18 protein-coding genes are annotated in these 21,351 nt (G+C 62.8%); 5 read left to right on the forward strand and 13 right to left on the reverse strand.

The window, feature by feature from the left end; translation table 11 throughout:
* Window positions 1–1,902 (reverse strand): DUF1957 domain-containing protein, encoded by a 1,902-nt coding sequence (locus NUW12_06130; protein MCR4402349.1) that lies wholly within the window; start codon window positions 1,900–1,902, stop codon window positions 1–3.
* 290 nt (window positions 1,903–2,192) lie between these two features.
* Window positions 2,193–3,410: a glycosyltransferase family 4 protein gene (locus NUW12_06135; protein ID MCR4402350.1), complete on the reverse strand. Its 1,218-nt coding sequence runs from the start codon at window positions 3,408–3,410 to the stop codon at window positions 2,193–2,195.
* A 298-nt stretch (window positions 3,411–3,708) separates the two neighbouring features.
* Here NUW12_06135 and NUW12_06140 point away from each other — a divergent pair, with 298 nt between their 5' ends.
* From NUW12_06140 to NUW12_06150, 3 genes are all read left to right on the forward strand, one after another.
* On the forward strand, window positions 3,709–4,224 hold the full coding sequence (locus tag NUW12_06140) for a nitroreductase family protein (protein MCR4402351.1): 516 nt from the start codon (window positions 3,709–3,711) through the stop codon (window positions 4,222–4,224).
* 346 nt (window positions 4,225–4,570) lie between these two features.
* Complete coding sequence (locus tag NUW12_06145) at window positions 4,571–5,644, forward strand: hypothetical protein (protein MCR4402352.1); 1,074 nt, start codon at window positions 4,571–4,573, stop codon at window positions 5,642–5,644.
* A gap of 261 nt (window positions 5,645–5,905) precedes the next feature.
* Window positions 5,906–6,496 (forward strand): hypothetical protein, encoded by a 591-nt coding sequence (locus tag NUW12_06150; GenBank protein ID MCR4402353.1) that lies wholly within the window; start codon window positions 5,906–5,908, stop codon window positions 6,494–6,496.
* Between the two features lie 222 nt (window positions 6,497–6,718).
* On the opposite strand, the gene NUW12_06155 is transcribed toward NUW12_06150, so the two are convergent.
* The 7 genes from NUW12_06155 to NUW12_06185 form a co-directional block, all read right to left on the reverse strand.
* Window positions 6,719–6,871 carry a hypothetical protein gene (locus NUW12_06155; GenBank protein MCR4402354.1) on the reverse strand — a complete coding sequence of 51 codons (153 nt, stop codon included), beginning with the start codon at window positions 6,869–6,871 and terminating at the stop codon, window positions 6,719–6,721.
* 140 nt (window positions 6,872–7,011) lie between these two features.
* A complete protein-coding gene (locus NUW12_06160; protein ID MCR4402355.1) occupies window positions 7,012–7,860 on the reverse strand; it encodes a nucleoside phosphorylase in 849 nt (282 codons plus the stop codon).
* 41 nt (window positions 7,861–7,901) lie between these two features.
* On the reverse strand, window positions 7,902–9,107 hold the full coding sequence (locus NUW12_06165) for a phosphopentomutase (protein MCR4402356.1): 1,206 nt from the start codon (window positions 9,105–9,107) through the stop codon (window positions 7,902–7,904).
* A gap of 91 nt (window positions 9,108–9,198) precedes the next feature.
* Window positions 9,199–9,576: a cyclophilin-like fold protein gene (locus NUW12_06170; protein MCR4402357.1), complete on the reverse strand. Its 378-nt coding sequence runs from the start codon at window positions 9,574–9,576 to the stop codon at window positions 9,199–9,201.
* 29 nt (window positions 9,577–9,605) lie between these two features.
* Entirely contained in the window at window positions 9,606–10,874 is a 1,269-nt protein-coding gene (locus tag NUW12_06175; protein ID MCR4402358.1) for a hypothetical protein, read from the reverse strand.
* Between the two features lie 98 nt (window positions 10,875–10,972).
* Entirely contained in the window at window positions 10,973–11,398 is a 426-nt protein-coding gene (locus NUW12_06180) for a PIN domain-containing protein (GenBank protein MCR4402359.1), read from the reverse strand.
* Window positions 11,398–11,688 carry a ribbon-helix-helix domain-containing protein gene (locus NUW12_06185; GenBank protein ID MCR4402360.1) on the reverse strand — a complete coding sequence of 97 codons (291 nt, stop codon included), beginning with the start codon at window positions 11,686–11,688 and terminating at the stop codon, window positions 11,398–11,400. The genes NUW12_06180 and NUW12_06185 overlap by 1 nt, the downstream gene beginning before the upstream one ends.
* A gap of 366 nt (window positions 11,689–12,054) precedes the next feature.
* Between NUW12_06185 and NUW12_06190 the strand changes: the two genes are divergently transcribed.
* A complete protein-coding gene (locus tag NUW12_06190; GenBank protein ID MCR4402361.1) occupies window positions 12,055–12,924 on the forward strand; it encodes a phosphatase PAP2 family protein in 870 nt (289 codons plus the stop codon).
* A 35-nt stretch (window positions 12,925–12,959) separates the two neighbouring features.
* Complete coding sequence (locus tag NUW12_06195; protein MCR4402362.1) at window positions 12,960–14,183, forward strand: PLP-dependent aminotransferase family protein; 1,224 nt, start codon at window positions 12,960–12,962, stop codon at window positions 14,181–14,183.
* Window positions 14,184–14,192: 9 nt separating this feature from the next.
* Here the strand turns inward: NUW12_06195 and NUW12_06200 are convergent, their stop codons facing one another.
* From NUW12_06200 to NUW12_06215, 4 genes are all read right to left on the reverse strand, one after another.
* Complete coding sequence (locus NUW12_06200) at window positions 14,193–17,036, reverse strand: DEAD/DEAH box helicase (protein MCR4402363.1); 2,844 nt, start codon at window positions 17,034–17,036, stop codon at window positions 14,193–14,195.
* Between the two features lie 153 nt (window positions 17,037–17,189).
* The gene (locus NUW12_06205; protein ID MCR4402364.1) at window positions 17,190–17,702 is read right to left on the reverse strand and encodes a DUF2284 domain-containing protein; all 513 of its coding nucleotides are present in this window, start codon (window positions 17,700–17,702) and stop codon (window positions 17,190–17,192) included.
* A 272-nt stretch (window positions 17,703–17,974) separates the two neighbouring features.
* Window positions 17,975–19,582 (reverse strand): DUF3794 domain-containing protein, encoded by a 1,608-nt coding sequence (locus NUW12_06210; GenBank protein ID MCR4402365.1) that lies wholly within the window; start codon window positions 19,580–19,582, stop codon window positions 17,975–17,977.
* Between the two features lie 306 nt (window positions 19,583–19,888).
* Window positions 19,889–21,307: a DUF3794 domain-containing protein gene (locus NUW12_06215; GenBank protein ID MCR4402366.1), complete on the reverse strand. Its 1,419-nt coding sequence runs from the start codon at window positions 21,305–21,307 to the stop codon at window positions 19,889–19,891.
* Window positions 21,308–21,351 lie beyond the last annotated feature (44 nt).

Here is a 21,351-nt window from a genome sequence, read left to right on the forward strand (position 1 = left end):
CTAGTCCCGGCCCTCCCCCTTCGTGGACCTGGCGGACAGGACCGAGAAATCAAGCCACGGGAATGGGTCGTCGAGACGGTTCACCGCCTCGAGGCAGCGCCTGGCTTCCTCGCACTCTTCCTCGCTCATCCCTGCCCCTTCGAGCAGCCGCTCGGCGTAGTCCATCAGCTTGTCGAACCTCTCGGCGTGCTCCCTGAAGCGCCTCGCTCCATACTCCGTGGCTTGGCGCTCCGTCACGAGGAACGGCCAGTCGCTCGACATGAGCAGGAAAAACTCCCTGAGCGCCTGAACCTTGATCTCCCCCAAAAGACCGGCGCAGCGTGACCAGTCCGCTTCACGGCCTGAGACCGGCCCGCTCTCCATCTCTTGGACAGGCTTGATAGGCCGGCTGGATTCACCGGGTCGCAGCGGCTCGTCAAGCTGGCTCAACGGGTGCTCTGTCAACTCGGGTGGCTCGGGTGACCCAGGCACCCCCGCCTCGGCCTCGGAGAGTGCGGCGAGCCTCTTCATCCGCGCCTCTGCAGCGTGGATCATCTCCCACATCCAGGCGGTGCCGTCGTTGAGCCAAACGTCGTGCCTACCTCCCCGCCCCCAAGACGACTCCGGCAAATCCACGGCATCGTTCGCGGGGTGGCAGTCCAAGACCTGTCCGGCCGACCTCGCTATCACGTCCGCGCTCCCCGAGATCCCCTTGAGCACCTCGCCAAGCCAGTCAATACCCTCGTACCACCAGTGTCCGAAGAGCTCGGTGTCGTAAGGCGCCACGATCACGGCGTGCTCCCCCGTCTCCGCCCACCAGGCGTCGACGAGCTCGTGAATGAGCCCCACGAAGTGGGCGGCGTGTTCCCTGAGCCTGGACGACGCCGCGGCCGCGTCGTAAAGCTCCTTCGCCCCAAGATCCGTGTCCCTAGACGTGACCCGCCAGTACTGAAGGCCCGAGACATCGTCCTTTCTGTGGAACTCCCGGTACAGCCCATCGCCCGGGTAGCCCAGCCAGGAAGACCACACCTGCGCCGTCACTCGCTCGTTCCGCCCGAAGCAGGCCACTTTCGTTCCGCCGACGAGGTAAGGTCTGAAAGTGGTTCTTCGAGGCGCCGCGCTCCGGGCGGTCGCCGCGACGTTCCCCGTCCCGGTTCTGGCCAGGCTTGCTTCCACGCCGCCGGCCGCGCCTTCGTCCTTGGCGCGCCACCCGCCGCTCGCTACGCCTATAGACTCGCCGCCCTCTATGGCATGCCTGTCGACGAAGAAGTACTCAAGCCCGAGAGCCTGCAGGTAGCACTCAAGCCCCGGCCTGTATGCGCACTCAGGCAGCCATATACCCCTAGGGGCTCTGCCGAAGCGCTTCGTGTGACTCTCGCATCCCACGGTGAGCTGAGCTCGAATTGAGGTATCCTCTTTCAGGAGCGGCAGGTAAGCGTGGGTCGCCGCGGACGTGATGATCTCAACCGCTCCGCGTTCCTGAAGCTCGCCCAGGGCCCCCACGATGTCGCGGGCGTACTCGTCGTTGAAAGCGCGTATGGCCCGGTCGTACCTTGAGCAGTACTCCTCCGCCTGGCGCCGGCGGGCGTCATCGCCGGCGAGCCTGAACCGGCCCCGGTCGTCCTCGGCGCGCGCAAGGCGCGCCTCCGCCCATTTCACGAAGCCTTCCCTCATGTAGTCGTCGTCGAGCTGATCGAGGAGGATCGGTGTGATTCCCACCGTCACGCAAGGAGACGAGCCTCCGGACGCGGATTGCCCCGGCTTTGCCTCGCTCGCCGCCGTTTGTCCGTACCTGGGTATGGTCCGGAGCAGCTCTAGTAGCGGGATGTACGATTCCAGCATGACCTCGTACAGCCACTCCTCGCCGAAAGGCCACATCCCGGCCTTGCGGCAGTATGGTATGTGGCTGTGAAACACGAACACGAGAGAACCCCTCGGTCCGGTGTCACCCGCGCATGGACGCCCTTCACTAAGCACTTCGCTTGGCACTTCGCCAGACATCCGCCGCGCGCAGCGCCGCATGCCACGTCCCATAGGCTAGGCCGAGAGGCGTGCCTGCGTCCTTGTTGCTCGGTGGCAGAGGCTCGACGGTCGCCGTTCGATGGCCTGAGGACCGCGCTCTGCTCGGTTGGCTGCACCCCTCCCAGCTCGTCGCACCCGAGGGAAATGGCACGCGAGGCCGCTCCCCCCTTTCATGAGTGTGGTACACGTGTCTACCACGACACTCGCGCCGCTTCGTCCAAAACGCGCTGGTACACCGAGTGGGTCGAGGTCGCCGCGGTCTCCCAGCCGAACCTCGAGACCGCTTCCTCTTTGCCGCGCCTCGCGATGAAACCGCGAAAGGCCGGATCCAAGAGAACCCGCTTTATTCCCCAGGCGAGCGAAGCGGCGCTGCCGGAGCATACCTTGAAGCCCGTTTCCTCGTGCTGAATGACCTCCGCAAGCCCTCCGGTGTCGGACGCCACGACGGGCGCTCCTTTCGCCATCGCCTCCAGAGCCACTATGCCGAACGGCTCGTACAGGCTGGGAAACACCACCAAGTCGGCGGCGGCGTAGAGCGCGTCGCGCTCCTGGTCGCTTATGCGGCCCGTGAAGACCACCGCTGGCCCCAGGCCCATGTTCGCTGCTTTCTCCCGCAAGACGCCTGCGTAATACCCATCACCGGCGATGACGAACCGTGTGTTCGGTATCTCCGCGAGCACGCTGGGAACAGCGTCGAGCAGCACGTGAACGCCTTTCTCGTACACGAGTCTGCCCACGTAGAAGACGATCCTGTCCTCAGGATGCGCGTAGCGAACTCGCGTCGCGCGGACCAATTCCGCGTCTGGCCGGACTGCCGCATTGGGATCCACGCCGTTCGGGATGACGTCTATCTTATCCCCGGGAAGCGAGAAGATCCTCCTCAACTCGTCCGCCATGTAGTGGCTGCAGCATATGACCCGCCATGCCTCGTACGTGATCATCCACTCTACTTCGTGGATATACTTCTGGAGGTCGGAGTGGATACCTCTGTTCCGGCCGTACTCGGTGGAGTGGATCGTCGCGATGAGTGGGATGTGCATGGCGTGTTTGAGGGACTTGGCGGCAAAGCCGACCAGCCAGTCGTGTGCATGCAGGACATCGTAGCCCGGCCTGCCGCGCGCCTCCAGCACAGCTCGGCTGGTAAGACCGAAATTCGCCTCCATGACCGTTTGGAGGAAGCCGCCGCCCGCGCCGTATGGATCCGCTCCGGCCCGAATCGTAGACCGCGCGACCCTGGATATCTTCACGCCGTCCTGCGCGAAAGACTCGGCGTCTCCCCTGGAGCTAGCGCAGATGACATGTACCTCGTCCCCCTGTTTGACCAGGGCTTGGGCGAGGCCCGCCACTGCCGCGCCGAGCCCCCCAACCACCTCTGGTGGGTACTCATACGAGAGCATCAACACGCGCATGGGCTCCGCCTCCTGCATTGGCAGGATTCGACGACGCCCTGAGGGTATCCTTCCACCAGGCCGGCTTCTCGGCCACAAGGGACACGAAAGGCACCCGAGACCGCGCAAAGCGAGTGAGCCCGCCGGACCGGGCCGGAGGACCGGAAACCCCTCCTGATCGGGAACAAGGAATCAGCGCATCGATGTAGTAAAGAATAGGCGATGACAACGGGCAGCCGCACACGCGATGGGCCAATGCGATGGCCGGGGCGGGTGCGGAGCATCCAGATTGAGCATGATGGGACATGGGGGAACGGACATGGAGTTCATGGAAGTCGTCAGGGAGCGCAGAAGTGTGAGGGCGTATCAGGATCGGGACGTGCCTGCTGACAAGCTCGAAAGGATTCTCGAAGCGGCAAGGCTCGCGCCGTCGGCAAGCAACCGCCAAATGTGGAAGTTCATAGTGGTGCGCGATCCCAATAGGCGCCGGCTTCTTGCTGAAGCAGCCAACGGCCAGTCGTTCGTGGCTCAGGCGCCGGTGGTCATAGCCGGGGTTGCCATGAGAACGAGCCACGTCATGAGCTGCGAGGTCCCGAGCTATGCGGTGGACCTCGCCATTGCCATGGAGCACATAGCGCTCGCCGCCGCTTCGGAGGGTCTCGGCACGTGCTGGATCGGGGCCTTTTCACAGCCGAGGGCGAGAGAGATCCTTGGGGTGCCGGATCAATACAAGATCGTCGCCCTGATGCCCCTCGGATACGCCGCCGACGACCCAAGGCCGAAGGCACGAAGACCGCTGGAAGAGATAGTGCAGTACGAGCGGTTCTCTGAATAGGGTTCGTGAGAGCCTCCTCTTTGCGCAGGTCTGACCGACGGCTCCACGCTCGGTCCGCGGAGGGACGAGTGACGGTACCGGGGCTTGGCGTTCGTCCAGAGGGACGTGCGAGATCAGCGCGAGAGCAGTGCGAGATCAAGTGCGAGCTCAGAGGAACGACCCTCGGACCGACCATCGAGAACCGGAACGACTGATGACGATGTGCGAGTATGCGAGTAAAGGTGGAAGGAGGAGCCGCTTTGCGCCCGGCCGGCACCGCGTATGAAGCGCGCACGACGAACTACGCGCACCACGAACCGCGCACGGAGACGCCGTGAAGAACGGGGGCGGGAGGCGGCGACTTGCGATGGCACACAAGGGCAGATCCAAAGACGGCCAGATTCCCAAGAAGCGCTCAAACAACGGCAGGATACCCAGGAAGATCCGCTGGACTCTCGAAGAGGTCCGCGAGATGCCGACAGACAAGATCCTCGCAGCTCTTCACAGCTTTGGAATCCCCATCTCCATGGAAGCCCTCCGTGAACAGGTAAAAGAGTTCTGCTCCGCCGAAGACCTAAGCGAGCACTGGTTCGACACTTACTCGGTCACTGCCACCGGGTGGGACGAAGACTTCCCGTGGTTTGCGGCGTGGGTCCTTTGGGAGCGGCTCGACGGTGACACGATTCCGTACGAGAGTGTCACGGAGCTCATGGCTGAGGGGCTCGGCCCGGCGTCCGGCGGCTTCGGTGGGCGCGGGTATGATGATGAAGATGATCCCCTGCTGCTGATCGGTGCCGACGATCTCGACGAGGGCGCGGACGATCTGCCTGTCTTTCCCGACGATGAACGCTCCGGCAAGATTACAGAAGACGAATGGGAAGACGATGAGGCATCTGACGTGTTCGACTTTCCCGGCTCGCCAGCAAGGGCGTCAGTGTGCTGGATGCAGCTTCGGGCCTGGGATTACGTAAAGGCCCTCTTCTCGGGCAAGGCAACGTCTATCGAGGAGGCGATGGAGATCTGCTCCTGCGCTTCGTCGCTGGACGAATGGTGCGTGGCACTTGCGGACAATCTGGGTTTCGAGTCCGCTTCGAGCCCAAGCCTGGCTCGGGAGCGATTGCGCTTTGCCCGGGAGTTCTGCGAGTTGTTCCCCGAGAGCGATGAAGAGTTCATCAGGCTGATGCGGTCCGCCGAAGCAGAGGCGCTCTTCGCCCTCGGCCGCATCGAAGAAGGCGAAGAGGTCTTCGCGACCCTCATGCAGCAGTGGCCCGACTGGACGTGGGGTTACGTCTATTGGGGGGATGCGTACATCCGCGCGGGGGAAGGGCATCCCGAGCGGCTGGCCAAGGCAAGGGAAGTGTTCAGAGCCGCGCTTCGGCTCGCCGACGAGAGTGACGCGGAGATCATTCGGGATCGCCTCGAGGATCTCGGTGATCTATAGAGCGGCTTGAGAGCGGCTTGCGGCGGGAGCGCAGGTGTCACCTGATACGCGCTTGAATACCATTGTACTAGAGGTGGGAGGAGTTGGCTGAACAGGGCCCGTGTTGCGCGGTCAGGCGGGCTCAATGAGGCTGAGAACGCCGCCAAAGGGAGTCTAGCTCCGCGTGGCAAACATTGTGGCAGACATTGAGACACGTCGATAGTGGCCGTTGCCGCGGCCTGTGGTATGCCCCTGCAGACGCACGAACGGGGAGGCGTGTATATGCATGGCGCATCGTCACTCAAGGTTCTGGCCGACGTGCTGACTCTCTCGAGAGGCTTTGTTGCCATTGTCCTTCTGCGAGCCTGCAGTTTTCCGGATCCCGCCAAGGTTGTGCGTTTCGTCGTGCTCCTCACCCTGCTCGGATGGACCACCGACGTCTGCGACGGCAATCTCGCTCGGGCGTCGGGACGGACCGGGGGCAGGATAGCATCCGCGGACCTGCCGATGGACGTGCTCATGATGTGGAGCGCCGGTTATGTGTTCGCGCGAGCTGGAATCATCCCAGGCGCGCTCTTCTTCGCCTACTCCGTGGGCATGGCTCTGGCCGCCCTGCTCTCGCGGTTCAACAGAGCCGTGGTGCTCGGCTTCTGCGCACCCCTATCTGCTCTTCCGCTCGTCATGAGTTACGTGTACGCGCCCAGCTGCTTTTTCATGTTTGTACTCTGGATCGCCGTCGTTCTCATTACTGACTGGAACCGCTTCACTCAGGTCGTCGACTCGTTCATAGACGCATTGCCGGATCCTGAGCGGCGTGTCATAAGGAACGTCCTGGGACGCCTGGGGTTCCATAATACAGGCGTGTCCCGTTGAACAAGTGCTGAGCGCTTCAGGGTGCGGGAGACCCCGCGAGGGCGAGCTCCTGCAGAACGGGCCCCTGAAGGGCGCGATGGCCTGCCGTCCACCCGGCAGGCCATCGAATCCTCCTAGCTCAAGGCGGCTTTCCGCCGCCACAGACCACGTCTCCGCGGCCTAAGGAGCAGGTTTACCTGGCAGGCCACGTTGCCTTCTGCCTCGCGCGCGACTCGAGACGAGTCAGGCTTTCCGTATCTGCACCGCCTGCCAGCGGTTGCCGCAGGACTCACACTCCATCCAATAGGTGTAGAGGAACCCTTCCTGGCACGCGGTGATCCCGATGGTGTATTCGCGGCCGGCTTCTCGCCCGCACTTCGGGCAGATCCTGAGCACCCGGACCCCCCCTTCCGTGGGAATTACCAGATGAGGCATCGGGAGCCCGCGTTCACTGTCATTCGAACTCCCTGGTTGCCATAATATGCTCCCACCACCCGTTCCGGATACCATCCCAATGCCCGAAGGGGACGGGCACCTCATGACTTCTTCGCAGCCGCGACCTCGTCATCGGCGGCGATCCGCCTCATGGCCTCAAGGGCGATGGAGATGATCATGTCCTCACCGCGCAGGAAATCCTCGTCGGTTGCGTGGTTCGCGATTGGGATGCTCACCTTGCCCATGGACTTGACCACCTTGCACCTGGGCCCCCCGTCCATGACGAAGAGCGCGCCGCATCGAAAGTGCCGGTAGTGACCCAGAATGAATACCGTGTCGCTTTCCATCTCGACACAGATTACCCCGGCATCGACCAACATCTTCCTGAACTCGGGGTTGGGCGGAGCATAGAAAGCGTCACCAGCCGACACCACGCCGATGTGGATGTGAGCCCCCAGCTCGCGCGCGACGTCGTATAGAGCGCGAGTGACGAAGAAGTCGGCGACTGCGGGAAACGGCCCAGGAAGGAACTTGTACGACGTCCCGCCGTCCCTGTAGGTCGCGGTCGCGATGGCGATGTCCCCGACCCCGATGTTCTCCTGAAGCCCGCCCGCCGAGCCGACGCGGATGAACGTGTCCGCGCCCATCCTACCCAGTTCCTCCATGGCGATGGCGACCTGGGGCCCTCCCATGCCGGTTGAGCAGACCGTCATTCGCACGCCACCGTAAAAGCCGGTGTGGACGAACATGCCTCTCGTCGCGCTCACCTGCCGCACGTCATCCAGCCGCTCGGCTATCTTGCGGCCACGAATGTGATCGCCCGGAATGAAGCAGTATCTGGCAATGTCCTCGTCAAGGGCTTTGATGTGATGCTGAGTGTACTGAGGCCCTCCGACGTTCAAGACCTCCAGCCTCAGCTCACGCTTTTCCGGATTCCCGCTCCCTGCCATCCTCTCACGTCTCCCTTCCCCTGGTGTCAATCATCGAGGTGTCAGTCTCTCGTAGCTGTCGCCGCAAAGCTCTCGCCGGCGATACCCTCCGCGGGCACTCCAAGGAGGTCTGCAACGGTCCGGCCCAGATCCGCGAAACTCCCGCGCGTGCCGAGGAAAGCGCCGGGTCGTATCGCGCTGCCGTACACAAGCAGCGGGACGTATTCTCGAGAGTGATCCGTGCTCGGCGTGGTGGGATCGCAGCCGTGGTCGGCGGTGATCATGAGCACGTCGCCTTCATTAAGCACCCCCGCCAGTTCCTCCATCATGCGGTCGAGCTCGGCGAGAGCGCGCGCGTAGCCTCTGACGTCGTTGCGGTGTCCCCACAGCATGTCGAAGTCTATGCAGTTGGCGAAGATGAGCCCTCGGCCCCTCGTGCGGGCAAGGCGGATCACCGCCCTCATGGTGTCCTCGTTGTTGGCTGTGTGATCCGACTTCGTGAGACCTTGAAAGGCAAATATGTCTTCAATTTTCCCGACCCCCACGACGTCCATCCCGGCCCGCTTCACGTGATCGAGCACTGTGAGACGCGGAGGCTTGATGGAGAAGTCCTTGCGGCGCCGAGTCCTTGCGAAGGTGCCCGGTGTGCCCTCGAAAGGCCGGGCGATCACCCTGCCTACTCCGTGTTCGCCTACCAGTATCGAGCGCGCCTTTCTGCACATCTCGTAAAGCCGCTCCACCGGGATGACGTCCTCGTGAGCGGCCACCTGGAACACGCTGTCCGCTGAGGTGTACACGATGGGGAACCCGGTTGTCATGTGCTCTTCGCCGAGCTCCCTGATGATCTCTGTGCCTGACGCGGGCTTGTTGCCGAGGACCTTCGTGCCGATGGCCCTTTCGAAGGCGTAGATGACTTCGGGGGGAAAACCGTGCGGATACACCGGAAATGGTCGGTCGAGGACGATGCCGGCGATCTCCCAATGACCTGTGGTCGTGTCCTTGCCCGCGGATTCCTCCGACATGCGCCCGTAAGCAGCAAGCGGATCCGGAACAGCAGGTACTCCCGCCAGCGGCTCCCCGAAGGTTTCCGCGATGTTACCCAAGCCCAAGCGTCCCAGGAACGGCAGGTCCAGTCCTCCTACCGCCTTTGCGGTGTTGCGCAACGTGTCGCTTCCCGCATCTCCGTATTCGTCGGCGTCCGGGAGCGCGCCTATGCCAACACTGTCCATCACGATCAGAATGACTCTGTCCACGTTTGGCCTTCCCACGTGGCGTGTTCCTCCAGTTGTGTGGATTCGTCTCAGAAAGAACGCAATCGTGCTACACGGCAGTCCATCAGCGCGACCGTGTATGTCTGCCCTATTCCTGCAGCGCGGTTACGATGACCTCGTCCCCGTCCCTGACACTCCTCAGCACCTTCGCTTCACCCTCGACCCGGCCGAAGACGTTCACCGGGCTTGCGGGGCGGATCTCATCGCCTCGGCTTACTGGCGTGGGCCCAAAGAATATGCAGAAGGCCCGTCCGGGCGGCCAGTATCCCAGGTCGCCTTCTTCTACGATGTCTTTCGCGTTCTCGCTCTCAAGCCTCACGGGAATCTCGAAATAGACCTCGCTGCCCCACCTGTTCGCCCGCCCGATGATGGGCAGCGCCGCCCAGACGGCGTCGGCGGTCGCTGTAGCGTTCAGCACAGCTTCCACCTTGACGTTGCCCGCACTTATGGAGATTCTCCTTGACATCTGTTCTTCGCCTCCATCAGCACAGAAGGTTACATTCCCGCGGCGAACAGCGACACGAAGTCACGGATCCTCGTCTCCCAATCGCCGAGGACAACCAGGTGGTGGTTGCCCAGGGGGTTCGTGAGGATCGTGTCAGTGACTGCCCGACTTCGGAACTCCACGGTCAACTGGGTCCTGCACATATCATCCCTCGAGCCGCACTCGATAAGCCTGGCCCCGACCGCAAACACCTCTGCGAGTTGCCGCCCTCCTATGCGGGCGACCGTCACCGGGCCGCACGGGAGGTCGCCATGGATCGCCGCTCCGATTCCCGACTCGAAGTGCGATCTTATGGTGTAGGACGTTGCCATGGTTCTCGGCATGGTGCAATGCGCAAGAACCACCCTTGCCTCGCGGGGGTAAATGACCGTCGGGTTAGCCATGAAGCTGGGCTCCCCGGTCAGCTCGCGCAGCAAGAGCATACCCAGAGCGGAGAGCACATCAGCCTCACATGCCGCCGGAATGCCGTCCTCGTTGAGGCGGGCCAGGGCGTAGCAACCTGTGTTCTTGAGGAGCGGAAGAAGGTCAAAGCACTTCACGGTCACGGCATCGAGCCTGTGCTTCCTAACGAGGGCATCGAGTCCGACGTAGATCTTCGCGGCGCCCAGAAGGGTAGCACGGTCCGCCCCAGCCACGCGTTTCGCGCTCTTCGTAAACTCCTCCGCCGCATCCAAAGCCGCGCTTTCATCAGCATCCTGCGCCTCGTGGACGAGTTCCTCGAGATCCATGTATACGAGGCGGGGACCCCACACCCGCCTCACCTGCTGAGCCAGGCGCCAGGGATCCATCACCTCCACGTCTCGGGTCCCTACGACGCCGAGACGCGCCCGCTTCATGGCGACCCTGGCCGCGAACAAGGCGAGCTGTTCCTCGAGATCGTGCCGCCAGTCTGCGACGGCTTGCACGATGCGACCTTTCCTTCCCTCAGCAGCGAGGAACGCCAGGATTTCCAGGGCTGCCGCGACCGCGTTGTCCGCGGGGTGGGCAAGGATGAGCGCAGGTTCGTCTGACCGCGCGAGGAACTCGAGTACAGGCGCCTCAATACCGCCGCTCAGAGCCAGGATCAGGGTGATGTCTATCCCTACTCCTCCTTGGCCCTCACCATAGGTCTCCCCCTCCGGGCGGGCCTCAGGGGGCGCAACACTGAAATCATACCCTGCAATCGCCCGAAGTTCCTCGATGTAGCGCGAGACCCGTTCTTGCATACCGGCTTTGTCTCTAAGAGGCGACCCGAACGGAACGACGCTTACCCGCACCATCTGAGATTCCCTCCGGTCTGCATAGCTTTCTCATCAGGGTGCCTGCGCACCTTTCCTTTGCTCTTGCGGTCGCGCCTGGAGACGTCACTTGGGCCTCTTCAACGTGCTGCCGCATTGGGCACGACCTGAAAACCGGCGACAAGAAAGTGCCGGTCGAGCGTGAGGACTCTCTTGATGTCTCGTTTCCTGCATATTACGAAGCTGGTGCAATCAACCATCGAAAGCTTCTGATCGTCGTGCTTCTCGAACATCGCCCACGCCTCCTCGAAGATTGCGGGGGTCACCCAGTCTATGAGCAGTCGCTCATCAGCTACAGCTGTCTGCAGTGCCCGGTAAAACGACACTGCGATCCCGTGCCCCATGTTGTGCCGCAGAAAGGTGATGGTTTCGGAACAGACGTCGCTGGACGTTACAACACCCGCGCCGCGTTCCAGCACCTCGCGCCACTCTTTTGCAATGGACTCATGGTGCGGATCCTTTTCCGCGACAAGCGCTACCCAGGCCGCGGTGTCAACAAAAACCATCACAGCCTGCGGCCCCCCTTCCGACGCCCTGTGGTCGTCGCAGAGTCCTGGTTGTAGAGATACCGGTCGTGGTCTTGCGCCGCGTCGGGAGGGACATCGCCCTTGTACATACCCACGAGACCAGCCAGCGGGTCATCAGACCTGCTCTTTCGCCCTCTGCGCTCAAGCTCATCAAGGTACCCTGCTACAGCCTCCCGGACGAGCGATGCCTCCGACACCCCCCTCATAGCTGCCCACTTCTTCAAGAGGCTGTCGCTTTCGTCGTCCAGATAGATTTGTTTTCGCTTCATGTCCTCAGATCCCTCCCCATGTTGTCTATATACATCGTTATGTGTCTATTGTATACATCATACCAATTATACCATACGTCCGGCGGGCGTCAATGAGGCCGCACATGTTTTCTGCGGTGGCCTGCAGGCCGGATTCCACCGGGGTCTCCCGTGAGGGCCCCTGTGCGGGAAAGGGGATCAGGTACCTGGTGCACTGCACGCAGGCATGCAGGAACCTTCCCATTCCTAGCGAAGTTGATTTTGGAGGCCGGGTCGTTGGCGGCTGTTGGCGGTTAAGTCCCTGGAAGCTGAAGTCCCGGGTGACCAGAGTCGTGGGCGGTCGGAGTCGCAGGTAGTTGAAAGCGTGGGTGGATGGAGGTGGCCGGCGTGACCCAGGTAGACATCATACGGGCGGTGCAGTCCATCGCAAACCCCGCGCTCGACGTGGCGTTCGGTGCCATCACGATGCTGGGCGCGGAGGAGTCCTTCGTCGCGATCGTGGCGGTTCTGTTCTGGACGGTCTCAAAGCGACTTGCCATGAGAATCGGCGTGCTCCTCATCGTGTCCTCATTCGCCAATTCCGGACTCAAGGACCTTTTCCGCATGCCGCGCCCCTCTCCGGATGACGTGCGGGTGATAATGCCCGGGACAGGTGGAGGATACGGGTTTCCCAGCGGCCACGCTCAGGCCGCGACGGTCTTCTGGGGCTACCTTGCGCGCGCCGTCTCAAAGCGCTGGTTCACCGCTGCCGTCATCGCGCTGGTCTTCCTCATCGGCCTCTCAAGGGTGTACCTCGGAGTGCACTTCCCCGGCGACGTGGTGGGCGGGTTCTGCTTTGGCGCGATCATCCTCGTGGCGTACCTCTGGGTCACTGGCCGTCCGGAGCTGCGCGCCGCAGCTTCGATGCCCACTTGGTGGCTCGCGGCTGTCGTCGCCGCAGCCCCGTTCGCACTGCTTGTACTCTACAGGTCGGCTGATGCTCTCAAGATGGTCGGCTTCCTCTCCGGGGTGGGAGCGGGTTACGTATTGGAAGACAGGTTCGTCCGCTCGGATGAGTGCGCGCCCCTCGCGACCCAGATCCTGAAAATCGCTGTCGGCCTCGGAGGGGTGTTTGCGCTTCGCTTCGGCTTGAAAGCCGTCTTCGCGCCGGAGGAGCCGACTCTCGCGCTGGTGCGGTACGCCGCGATGGCGGTGTGGGCCAGCCTCGGAGCCCCATTCGTGTTCACGCGAGTGCTCGGCCCTGCCCGACGGCGGTGACGGAGTGATATGCAACAGGGAACGATGAACCGGGGGTGAGTCTCGAGATGAACAGCACGTTCGCCTTGCGGGCCAGGAAGATCCAGCGCTCCGAGCTCGCGGCTCTCTTCGCGCTGGCCGAAGAGCCAGGGGTGATTTCGTTCGCGGGCGGGTTCCCCGACCCGGAGTGGTTCCTGCCGGAGGTCGTCGAGATAAGCCACGAGATCATGAGTGCGAATCGGGGTGTGGCCCTTCAATACGGTCCTACGCCGGGCTTCACGGCGCTCCGTGAGTTCATGGCAGCTAGGCTCGCGGGCCAGGGCATCAAGTGCGACCCCGCAGACGTCCTCATAACCAGCGGATCTCTCCAAGGACTGGATCTCGTGTGCAAAATCTTCCTGGAGCCCGGCGACGTGGTGCTCACCGAGGCGCCCACGTACATCGGGGCCCTTCAGACGTTTGCAAGCTACGAAGCGGAGATCGTCAGCGTCCCGATGGACTTTGACGGGATGATCACAAGTGAGTTGGAACCCTTGCTCGTCGATGTGCGAGCGGGCAGGAGGGCAGGAGGCCGGATGCCGAAATTCATCTACACCATCCCGTCGTTCCAGAATCCGTCCGGGTGCACGTTGAGCCTGGAGAGGCGGCAGGCCCTGCTCCGAGTCGCGTCCAGGTTCGGCATCCCCGTGGTGGAGGATCATGCCTACGCCGAGCTCCGCTACGAGGGGGCGGATCTCCCTTCGCTGAAAGCCCTTGATTCCGCTGTCGGATGCGATGGCATCGTGATTCACCTCGGCACGTTTTCAAAGATATTCTCGCCCGGGCTTCGCCTGGGCTGGATGGTCGGCCCGAGGCCGGTCATGGAGAAAGCCATTCTCTTCAAGCAGGGCACGGACCAGTGCTCCAACTCCCTCGGTCAGATGATGGCGCTCGAGTACGGAAAGCGCGGCCTGATCGAGAAGCAGATAGGTGTGACCGTGGCAAGCCTCAAGAGGAAGAGGAACGAGCTCCTGAAGGCGCTCCGAGCGTGCTTCGGGGAAGCCATAGTCTACACCGTCCCCCAGGGCGGCTTCTACACGTGGGTGACATTCCCCGAGGGCGTCGACACAGTGGCTCTCCTGCCACGTGCCGTGAAGGAGCATGGCGTGGCGTACGTGGCCGGCCCGTCGTTCTACGCGGATCGCTCCGGCGCGAACCAGGCTCGCCTGTGCTTCAGCCAGCCTAGGGTCGACCAGATCGAAGAGGGCATCAAGCGGCTCGTCGCATGCCTCGGCGCCTGAGCCTCGCGGTCACCATCTCGCGCTCCTTCCGGCGCCATCGCCAGCGCGCCTCGTCCCGTTCGCGCCGCCACGGCTGAACCGGGCGAGCTCGCGCCTAAGCCGCGCCTCCACGCTCTCGGGCAGCCGGCGCACGGGAAGCGGAATGGGCTCATCCGTATCCGGCTCCACTGCACCGTTCTCACCGGCACAGTAGCCCCAGCGATTTCCGCCCCTGTCCGCGCGCTTGCGACCGTCCGACAGGTCGGATGTGCCCCGGTCCCCGCCCGCACCAGGCGTATTCGCATCAAGCGCGAAGGGCGCGAAGACATCGCCCCCGCGTTCTCCTCCGCCCCGGCCCTCCCAATCCCCCGGCGCCACCCCGGCTCTGCGCGCCGGCCTCTCCACGGGTTTCGGGACATAGGGCTCCATCTCCAATAGATCGTGGAGGATGACGAGGGCCGCTTCCTTGTCCGGGATCCGGCCCCGGGGTGAGAGATCGGGATCGTTCTGCGCGAAGGGCGGGACCGGTGCCCCGACGCATGAAGGGCAGCCGTCCTCGCACTTGCACGCCTTCACCATTTCGAGGCAAGCACGGAGCACGTCCTCGAGCGACCTGTAAGCACGCTCGGCGAACCCCACCCCGCCGGGATAGCGGTCGTACACGAACAGCGTCGGCGAGCCGGTATTGAGCGAGTCTACCACCGCCCCCACGTCCCTTGGGTCGCACATGGCATAAAGGGGCACTACTTCGGTGATGACGTTGCCGATGCCGTATAACCCCTCGGATGGGTCCCTGCCCCACTCGCGCACCAAGTTGAGCGTGGATAAGGGCGGCACGAGCCAGAAGGCGACAGTCCCCATGACTTGAGGCGGGAGGCTCACCTTCCCGAAGCCGATGCTCTCGCGACCGTGGAACTTGATCTTCTTGAACATGTACACGAGCGAGGTCACGGTGACGTCCCCGAACGACGCCGTGGCCCTGCGGAACTTCATGCTCTCTTGTTCGTTCTCGATCTTCACAATCGATTCCGAGATGGACTGCGTGAAGTAATCGACGTCGGCTTTCTCCACGAAGGCCGCCTTCTTTTCCACGTCGAGCTGGGACACGAAGTACGTCTCTCCATCGTGCAAGTAGATCGCCTCGGGGTGAATCTGCTCGAACGCGGAGAGCTCGTCCATGGTGCCGATCACGCGATTGGCCGCCGTGTCTTTCGCAGAAGGCGCCCGGCGGTCGCGCCCCGCAAACGAGCCTGTCCACGGCATCGTCTCGGACCGATAGTCCTGGGTCGTGTCCACGATGGTGTACGTGTTGTCGGACGCGTTCCTCAGCTTGACCGCTTCGGACGGGTACGAAGGATGCGACCAGTACCACCTGTTCCCACGGCGCACGATCTCCCGCTGCTCTTCGAGGATCTCGAGGATGGCAGGCATGTACTCCCCAAACCGTGCCATATCCCTCGCTCCCAGCGGCAGCTCGAACGCGGCGCAGCGCAAGTGCCTGGCGAGAATGTACGGGTTGTGCGGGTCGATTACCGCCGCTTCGGTGGACCGCCCGAAGAAGTACTCCGGATGGCTCATGAGATACTGGTCTATGGGCGTGGACTGGCCGACCAGAATCACGAGGGCTTCCTCCTGGCCGCGCCCCGCCCGCCCGGCCTGCTGCCACGTGCTGGCGATGGTCCCTGGGTAGCCCGTGAGAATGGCTGCGTCAAGGCTGCCGATGTCTATGCCGAGCTCGAGGGCATTGGTGGACGTGACTCCTAGCAGCTCACCAGAGAAGAGGCGCCGCTCAATATCGCGTCGCTCCTCCGGAAGATAGCCCCCGCGATACGGCTTGATGGCGCGTGCCAGCGACGGGCTCACCTGCTGGAGACGCTCCTGGGCAAACCTGTAGATGAGCTCCGCGACCACACGTGCCTTCACGAAAGCGATTGTCTGGACCCTCTCCCGAACCAGGTCCACCAGGAGCCGCTCCGCCTCCGCGCTGGAGCTTCCTCGTTCAACGCGCGCAGCGTCTATGAATGGCGGGTTCCAGAACACGAACTTCTTCGGCCCCCGCGGCGCGCCGTCGTCGTCGATCAGCGTGATCGAGCGGTCTATGAGCTTCTCCGCGAGCTCCTTTGGGTTCGCGATCGTCGCCGAGCAGCAGATGAACTGCGGCCTCGCACCGTAGTGCTCGCAGACACGCTCGAGGCGTCGGATGACGCAGGCGACGTTCGAGCCGAAAACGCCCCTGTAAGTGTGCATCTCGTCCACGACCACGAAAGCCAGGTTCGCGAAGAACTGGCCCCACGCCGGGTGGCGCGGCAGGATGCCCTGGTGGAGCATGTCAGGGTTCGTTAGGATGATGTTTCCCTCGTCACGCAGTTTGCGCCTAGCGTTCGGAGGAGTGTCGCCATCATAGGTCCCCGCCACGATCGGCATGTCCGGGTCTATCTCTCGATAACGGAGAAGGCCGCGCAGCTGATCTTGAGCCAGCGCCTTCGTGGGAAACAGGTACAGCGCCTTCGCGCGCCCGTCGACGGCGAGCCTCTCGAGGACCGGCGCATTGTAGCAGAGGGTCTTGCCGCTCGCAGTGGACGTCACGACCGCCACGTCGCGCCCTTCCCGAATCGCCCGTATGGCCTGGGCTTGATGGGTGTACAGTCGCTCGATGCCGACCTTCGCCAGGATAGCCGCAACGCGCTCGTGGAGCGGCGGGACGACCTCTTCGTACCGCGCCTGCCGCTCAGGAAGGCTCTCAACGTGGACGATCTGGCCACGGTACTCCGGTGCAAGTTTGAGCCGTTCTATGAACCTTGCTGCATCCATGTCATTCGTGGCGCGCCTTCGGAGCGCTTTCCCGTCTCGTCGTCGCGCCGTCGCTTCCCCCATTCCCGCGGTCCTCTTGTGGCGCTGCCTGATTACGTCTTGATCGTGAACCACGTCCCGCCCGTGAGGGCCGTCGCGTTGCCCATGAGGAGCGCCATGCCAGTGACTCGCGCTTTCTCCGCAGCCGTCCGGTTCGCGCAGCCCTACGGTCCGGAGCTACTCGATCATAACGAGAGAATACCAGTTCTGCTGCTGACTCTCGTTGGCCAGCGTCTCTATGGGAAGCCCCTGCTTTCGCGCGGTGGCGTACACATCTATCCCCATTCCCTGCATCGCCGGCCTCGCCTTGCCGGGAAAGCGGCAGGGCTTGTCCTCAGGCAGGCTGCACTCGGCGCACAGCCCGCAATCGCTCATGCTGAACGCGAAGTAGTACCCGTCGACGTACGCCTGGCTCTCTACCGCGAAAGAAATCCTCTGTGAGGAGTCCTTGTCATGCGTATGGATGAGAACGGCACGCCTGTAGCGCGAGAGTGTCATCTCAGCCTCCCACGGCTTCAGCGCTCCCGGAGCTGACGGGCACACCCAGCACTTGCCCCAAGTGGAGCATCCATACATGCACTTCAGATATGTCCTCGGATCAAACACCACGTCTCGTGCATCGATCACGACAGCATCCACGGCTCCGAGACTCCTCGCCAGTTCAGCGTATTTCTCGTACCTCTGCTCCAATTGTTTCCCCTTCTTCCACACCATATGATCTACGCAATCGTGCTGCGGCTTCGCGGCCCCGCGGCTCCGCGGCTGCACCATTTCCACCGTCGCCACGCTCCGTTGCCGAGCCCGGTGCGGTCACTTGGTACTTCGACAACTCCGCGCGGCTGTCCTGCCTCAAGCAAGAGCTCGCATCGGAAAGCGCGTACGCGGGCGCCCGCGACGCGAACGCCCTTGAGCACCTTCGCGAAAAAGGGGGCGCCCCTTCCAGAGCGCCCCCACCGCGCGGGTTACGGAATGACCAGGGTATCTCCAATCTCGATGCGGTCGGGATCGGAGATCCCGTTTGCCTGGGCGATCGCCGCGACCGTCGTGCCATAGCGCTGGGCGATCTGGAAGAGCGTTTCGCCGACCTGCACCACGTGTACGCGCCCCGTTGTCGCCTGTTGGCCGCCTCCGCCCACAGGCGGCCCAGGCAAGCCCCCGGATGGTGATGTTGCGTCGTTCACGCCTACGACGGCTGACACAGTGTCCACGCGGGTCACCATGCACCAACCTCGAAGCACGATCCTCACATTGGCTGCCCTCGGTGCGGCTTGCACCGCGACTACCCTCACGACATCCACGTCGCTTACTGCGAAGAACGCCGGAATAGCCCCCGGGACGGCAAGGGTCACGGAGAACGGCACCGTCTCTACGGAAGCGAACACCCTCTGCGAAGGAAGAGCCACAAAGAGCACGGTCACCCTGAGGGTGCCCTCCACTATCACCACGCCGTCGAGCACGACTGTGCGTGTTACCCTCGCCCGCGCGAAAGCTTGGACCACCCTGCCGATCTCTGGCAGGCTCGCAGGGATGACGAGCCGCACCGAGACGGTAGAGTTGTCCTCAACCTGGCCTACCATCTCCTCAACGAGGAAGTCCTTCGTGACAGGGACCAGAGGGTCCGGAAGGTGATCGATGGCTGTGACGAGCGTGAGATCCTTGTCGATCGTGACCACCACCGAAACGCGGAGAACGGCTCTCACTCGAAGCGTGCGCGCGTTCACGATCTCCGCGTCTGCCGCTTCGACTTGCACTGACGCGAATGCCGACATCCCCGGCTGCACTCCGGGCAGACTCACTATCGTGCTGAAGCTGAGAGCGCCGTCCACGGAGAACACGGGCTGGCCAGGGCTCACGGCCACGTAGAGCACGCGCAGGGACACCGCTCCGTTCACGACCACCTTGTTCAGGAGCACCCGAGCCGTGGACACGGACGCCGCGGCGTCGGTCCGCACGATCCGAGCGGCGCCGGGCTTGTCGGGCGGTATGGATATCGTCCCGACGGCGATGGTCTCAGCCTCACCCTGCAAGACAGCGCGTTCCACGGTGACTACTCGGCGCTTGGCGACCGGCACCACAGGCACTTTCACCGTAGGTATGACGATGGTAGGCGGCACTTCCACGACGACCTCGGTTATCTCCTCCTTGAGCACCCGGACTCGTATGGTCACGAGCACGTTGACTTCGACGGTCCTTGGGTCGATGAGCCGCGATGTCGCGAAGACGCTCGTCACGATCACCTCGGGCGTCATGCCTGCAAAGACTCCAGGCACGCTCACGCTCCCGAACAGGGAGAGCGTGCCCTCGAAGGCGTGCACCGGTTGCGAGGGCGCCGTGGACACGTACAGGATGTTCACGTTCACGTTCCCTTGGATGACCACGGCTCCTGGCACGGCCGTAACCTGGGTGATAGTGACCCGTGCCTGTGTGTCGAGGATCGACGCGATGTCTGGCTTCGGGGGCGGCACGACCAGACGCCCACTGGCCACAATGCTACTGGTGACATCAGCTACGACTACCTCCACCCGGACCTTCTTTCGAGGGAAACCCGCGACGGTCACATCTGAAGACACCTCGCTCCCTCCTTTCTTCAAGCTTCTTACCAGGATATGATATGTTTGGATGATGCGGAGCGCCACCGCCGCGTGTACCCCTCCACAGGCAGGCGGAACGGTGGAACAAAGCGGGCCGCCGTCACATAGATGAGGAGGCCTCACCCCCACGGGAGGCCGTCTCGTTACACGCATCCCATGGGATGAGACATCCCGTGGATATGAGAAGGGACCCCAGTACGAACACTGGAGGTCCCTTTCTCCGGATGCCCGCGGCTGAACCCATCCGAAGACCTTCCCGTGACGGCACTTCGCCTTGCGGGCGGCCTAGTTCATGTCTCGGAACTCATCAGGCACCAACACGTCGATGACCACGTGCTTCTGAACAGTCTTTGTGACTTTCACGAACAGCTCGATGATCGCCTGGATGAGCACGTTCCTCGTGCCGATCTCCGGCGGCGGCGTGACTCCTACAGGCAGTAGCTGGGCCGTGGCGAACTCCACTCTCGGCCTGACGAGGATGTTCATCCCGCGGAACGCGCCCGGCAGGTCAACGAACGTAGTGAAAGGCACCTCGAGGTGCATGTGGTGAACCGGCTGATCCGGGAGCGCGGCAACGTATATGACCTGCAAGACAAGCCTTCCCTCGAGGATCACCTTGCCGTCGAGGATTTCAGACCGGGTTATCTCAACGGCGGAGCTGAACACGCTTATGATCTTCGCGGCGGGCGGCTTCTCCTCCGGAATCGTGACTTCCTGGCGGATGTTGACCTGGTGGGTCACCTCATTGACGACATCCTCGATGGCCACCAGCTGCCGTACCGCGTTGATGGGGATCCTGTCGGACCTTACGTCGGTCACCACTCTCATCTGCTGGATGTCGGTGACCTTGGCGAATATGCTTATCACGAGGTCCTGCATGATCGTCATCGGGTCGACTATGGTAACCTGCGCGAACTCAACACTCGGGAACAGCTCGACCATGAGGCCGGGCATCGCCCCCGGGACCCGGATGTTGGCAAGGAAGTTGACCGTCTGGTGCATATGGTGGACGGGCTGGTCGGGAAGGTTCGCCACATATAGTATCTGAGTCCTTATCTGCCCCTGCACTATGACTAGGTCGGGGATGACCCTCACCTCGGTGGGCATCACCTCAGTGCTGATGATATCCAGGATCTTGAGCACCGGCGGTTTGCCTGCCGGCACCATCAAGGTATCGCTCAGTATCACCTGGCCAGTGTTCTCGCCCACCACCCGTTCGACTCGCACGAGGTTCTTCTCGACCTTCACCGGAATGCTCTTGAACATCACGTCGGTGACCACGTCGAGCTGCACGAGCTGCGTCACCTTCACGAACAGCTCGATGATGAGTTCTATCTCTACTTCCCTCGGGTTCCTGATCACTATGTCGGAGAACGTGACCCTCGGTCTCACCAGGACCGTCATCCCAGGCTGCGCTCCAGGGACGTCCACGAACTGAAGGAAGCTGATGGTGTGCTCCATGTGGTGCACGGGCTGCTCGGGCAAAGCAGCGACGTAGATCGTCTGCACAGTCGCCGTGCCTTCCACGACCACCTTGTTCGGCAGCGGCGTCCCGGTCGCCGAGACCGTTACGTTGACGATGCTCAAAATCTTTTGGACGTCAGGCTTTCCGGTGGGCACAGACTGCACGCTTCTCAGGGTGACCGTAGCCACCTTCTCACTGACAACCTCGAAGAGCTTCAGCCGCTCCCTCCTCAGAACCATTACCCTTCTCCCTCCCTTTCCCACAATCGTGCTTTCCCCAACTC

This window comes from Bacillota bacterium (assembly GCA_024653485.1).
Lineage (GTDB): Bacteria > Bacillota > SHA-98 > UBA4971 > UBA4971 > UBA6256.

Excerpts from the sequence above, each read along its gene's own strand:
- NUW12_06180 (MCR4402359.1), bottom strand. The coding sequence starts at position 11,398 with ATGGTTTTTGTTGACACCGCGGCCTGGGTAGCGCTTGTCGCGGAAAAG.
- NUW12_06160 (MCR4402355.1), bottom strand. The coding sequence starts at position 7,860 with ATGGCAGGGAGCGGGAATCCGGAAAAGCGTGAGCTGAGGCTGGAGGTC.
- NUW12_06175 (MCR4402358.1), bottom strand. The coding sequence starts at position 10,874 with ATGGTGCGGGTAAGCGTCGTTCCGTTCGGGTCGCCTCTTAGAGACAAA.
- NUW12_06185 (MCR4402360.1), bottom strand. The coding sequence starts at position 11,688 with ATGAAGCGAAAACAAATCTATCTGGACGACGAAAGCGACAGCCTCTTG.
- NUW12_06170 (MCR4402357.1), bottom strand. The coding sequence starts at position 9,576 with ATGTCAAGGAGAATCTCCATAAGTGCGGGCAACGTCAAGGTGGAAGCT.
- NUW12_06140 (MCR4402351.1), top strand. The coding sequence starts at position 3,709 with ATGGAGTTCATGGAAGTCGTCAGGGAGCGCAGAAGTGTGAGGGCGTAT.
- NUW12_06215 (MCR4402366.1), bottom strand. The coding sequence starts at position 21,307 with ATGGTTCTGAGGAGGGAGCGGCTGAAGCTCTTCGAGGTTGTCAGTGAG.
- NUW12_06150 (MCR4402353.1), top strand. The coding sequence starts at position 5,906 with ATGCATGGCGCATCGTCACTCAAGGTTCTGGCCGACGTGCTGACTCTC.
- NUW12_06145 (MCR4402352.1), top strand. The coding sequence starts at position 4,571 with ATGGCACACAAGGGCAGATCCAAAGACGGCCAGATTCCCAAGAAGCGC.
- NUW12_06135 (MCR4402350.1), bottom strand. The coding sequence starts at position 3,410 with ATGCGCGTGTTGATGCTCTCGTATGAGTACCCACCAGAGGTGGTTGGG.
- NUW12_06200 (MCR4402363.1), bottom strand. The coding sequence starts at position 17,036 with ATGGGGGAAGCGACGGCGCGACGACGAGACGGGAAAGCGCTCCGAAGG.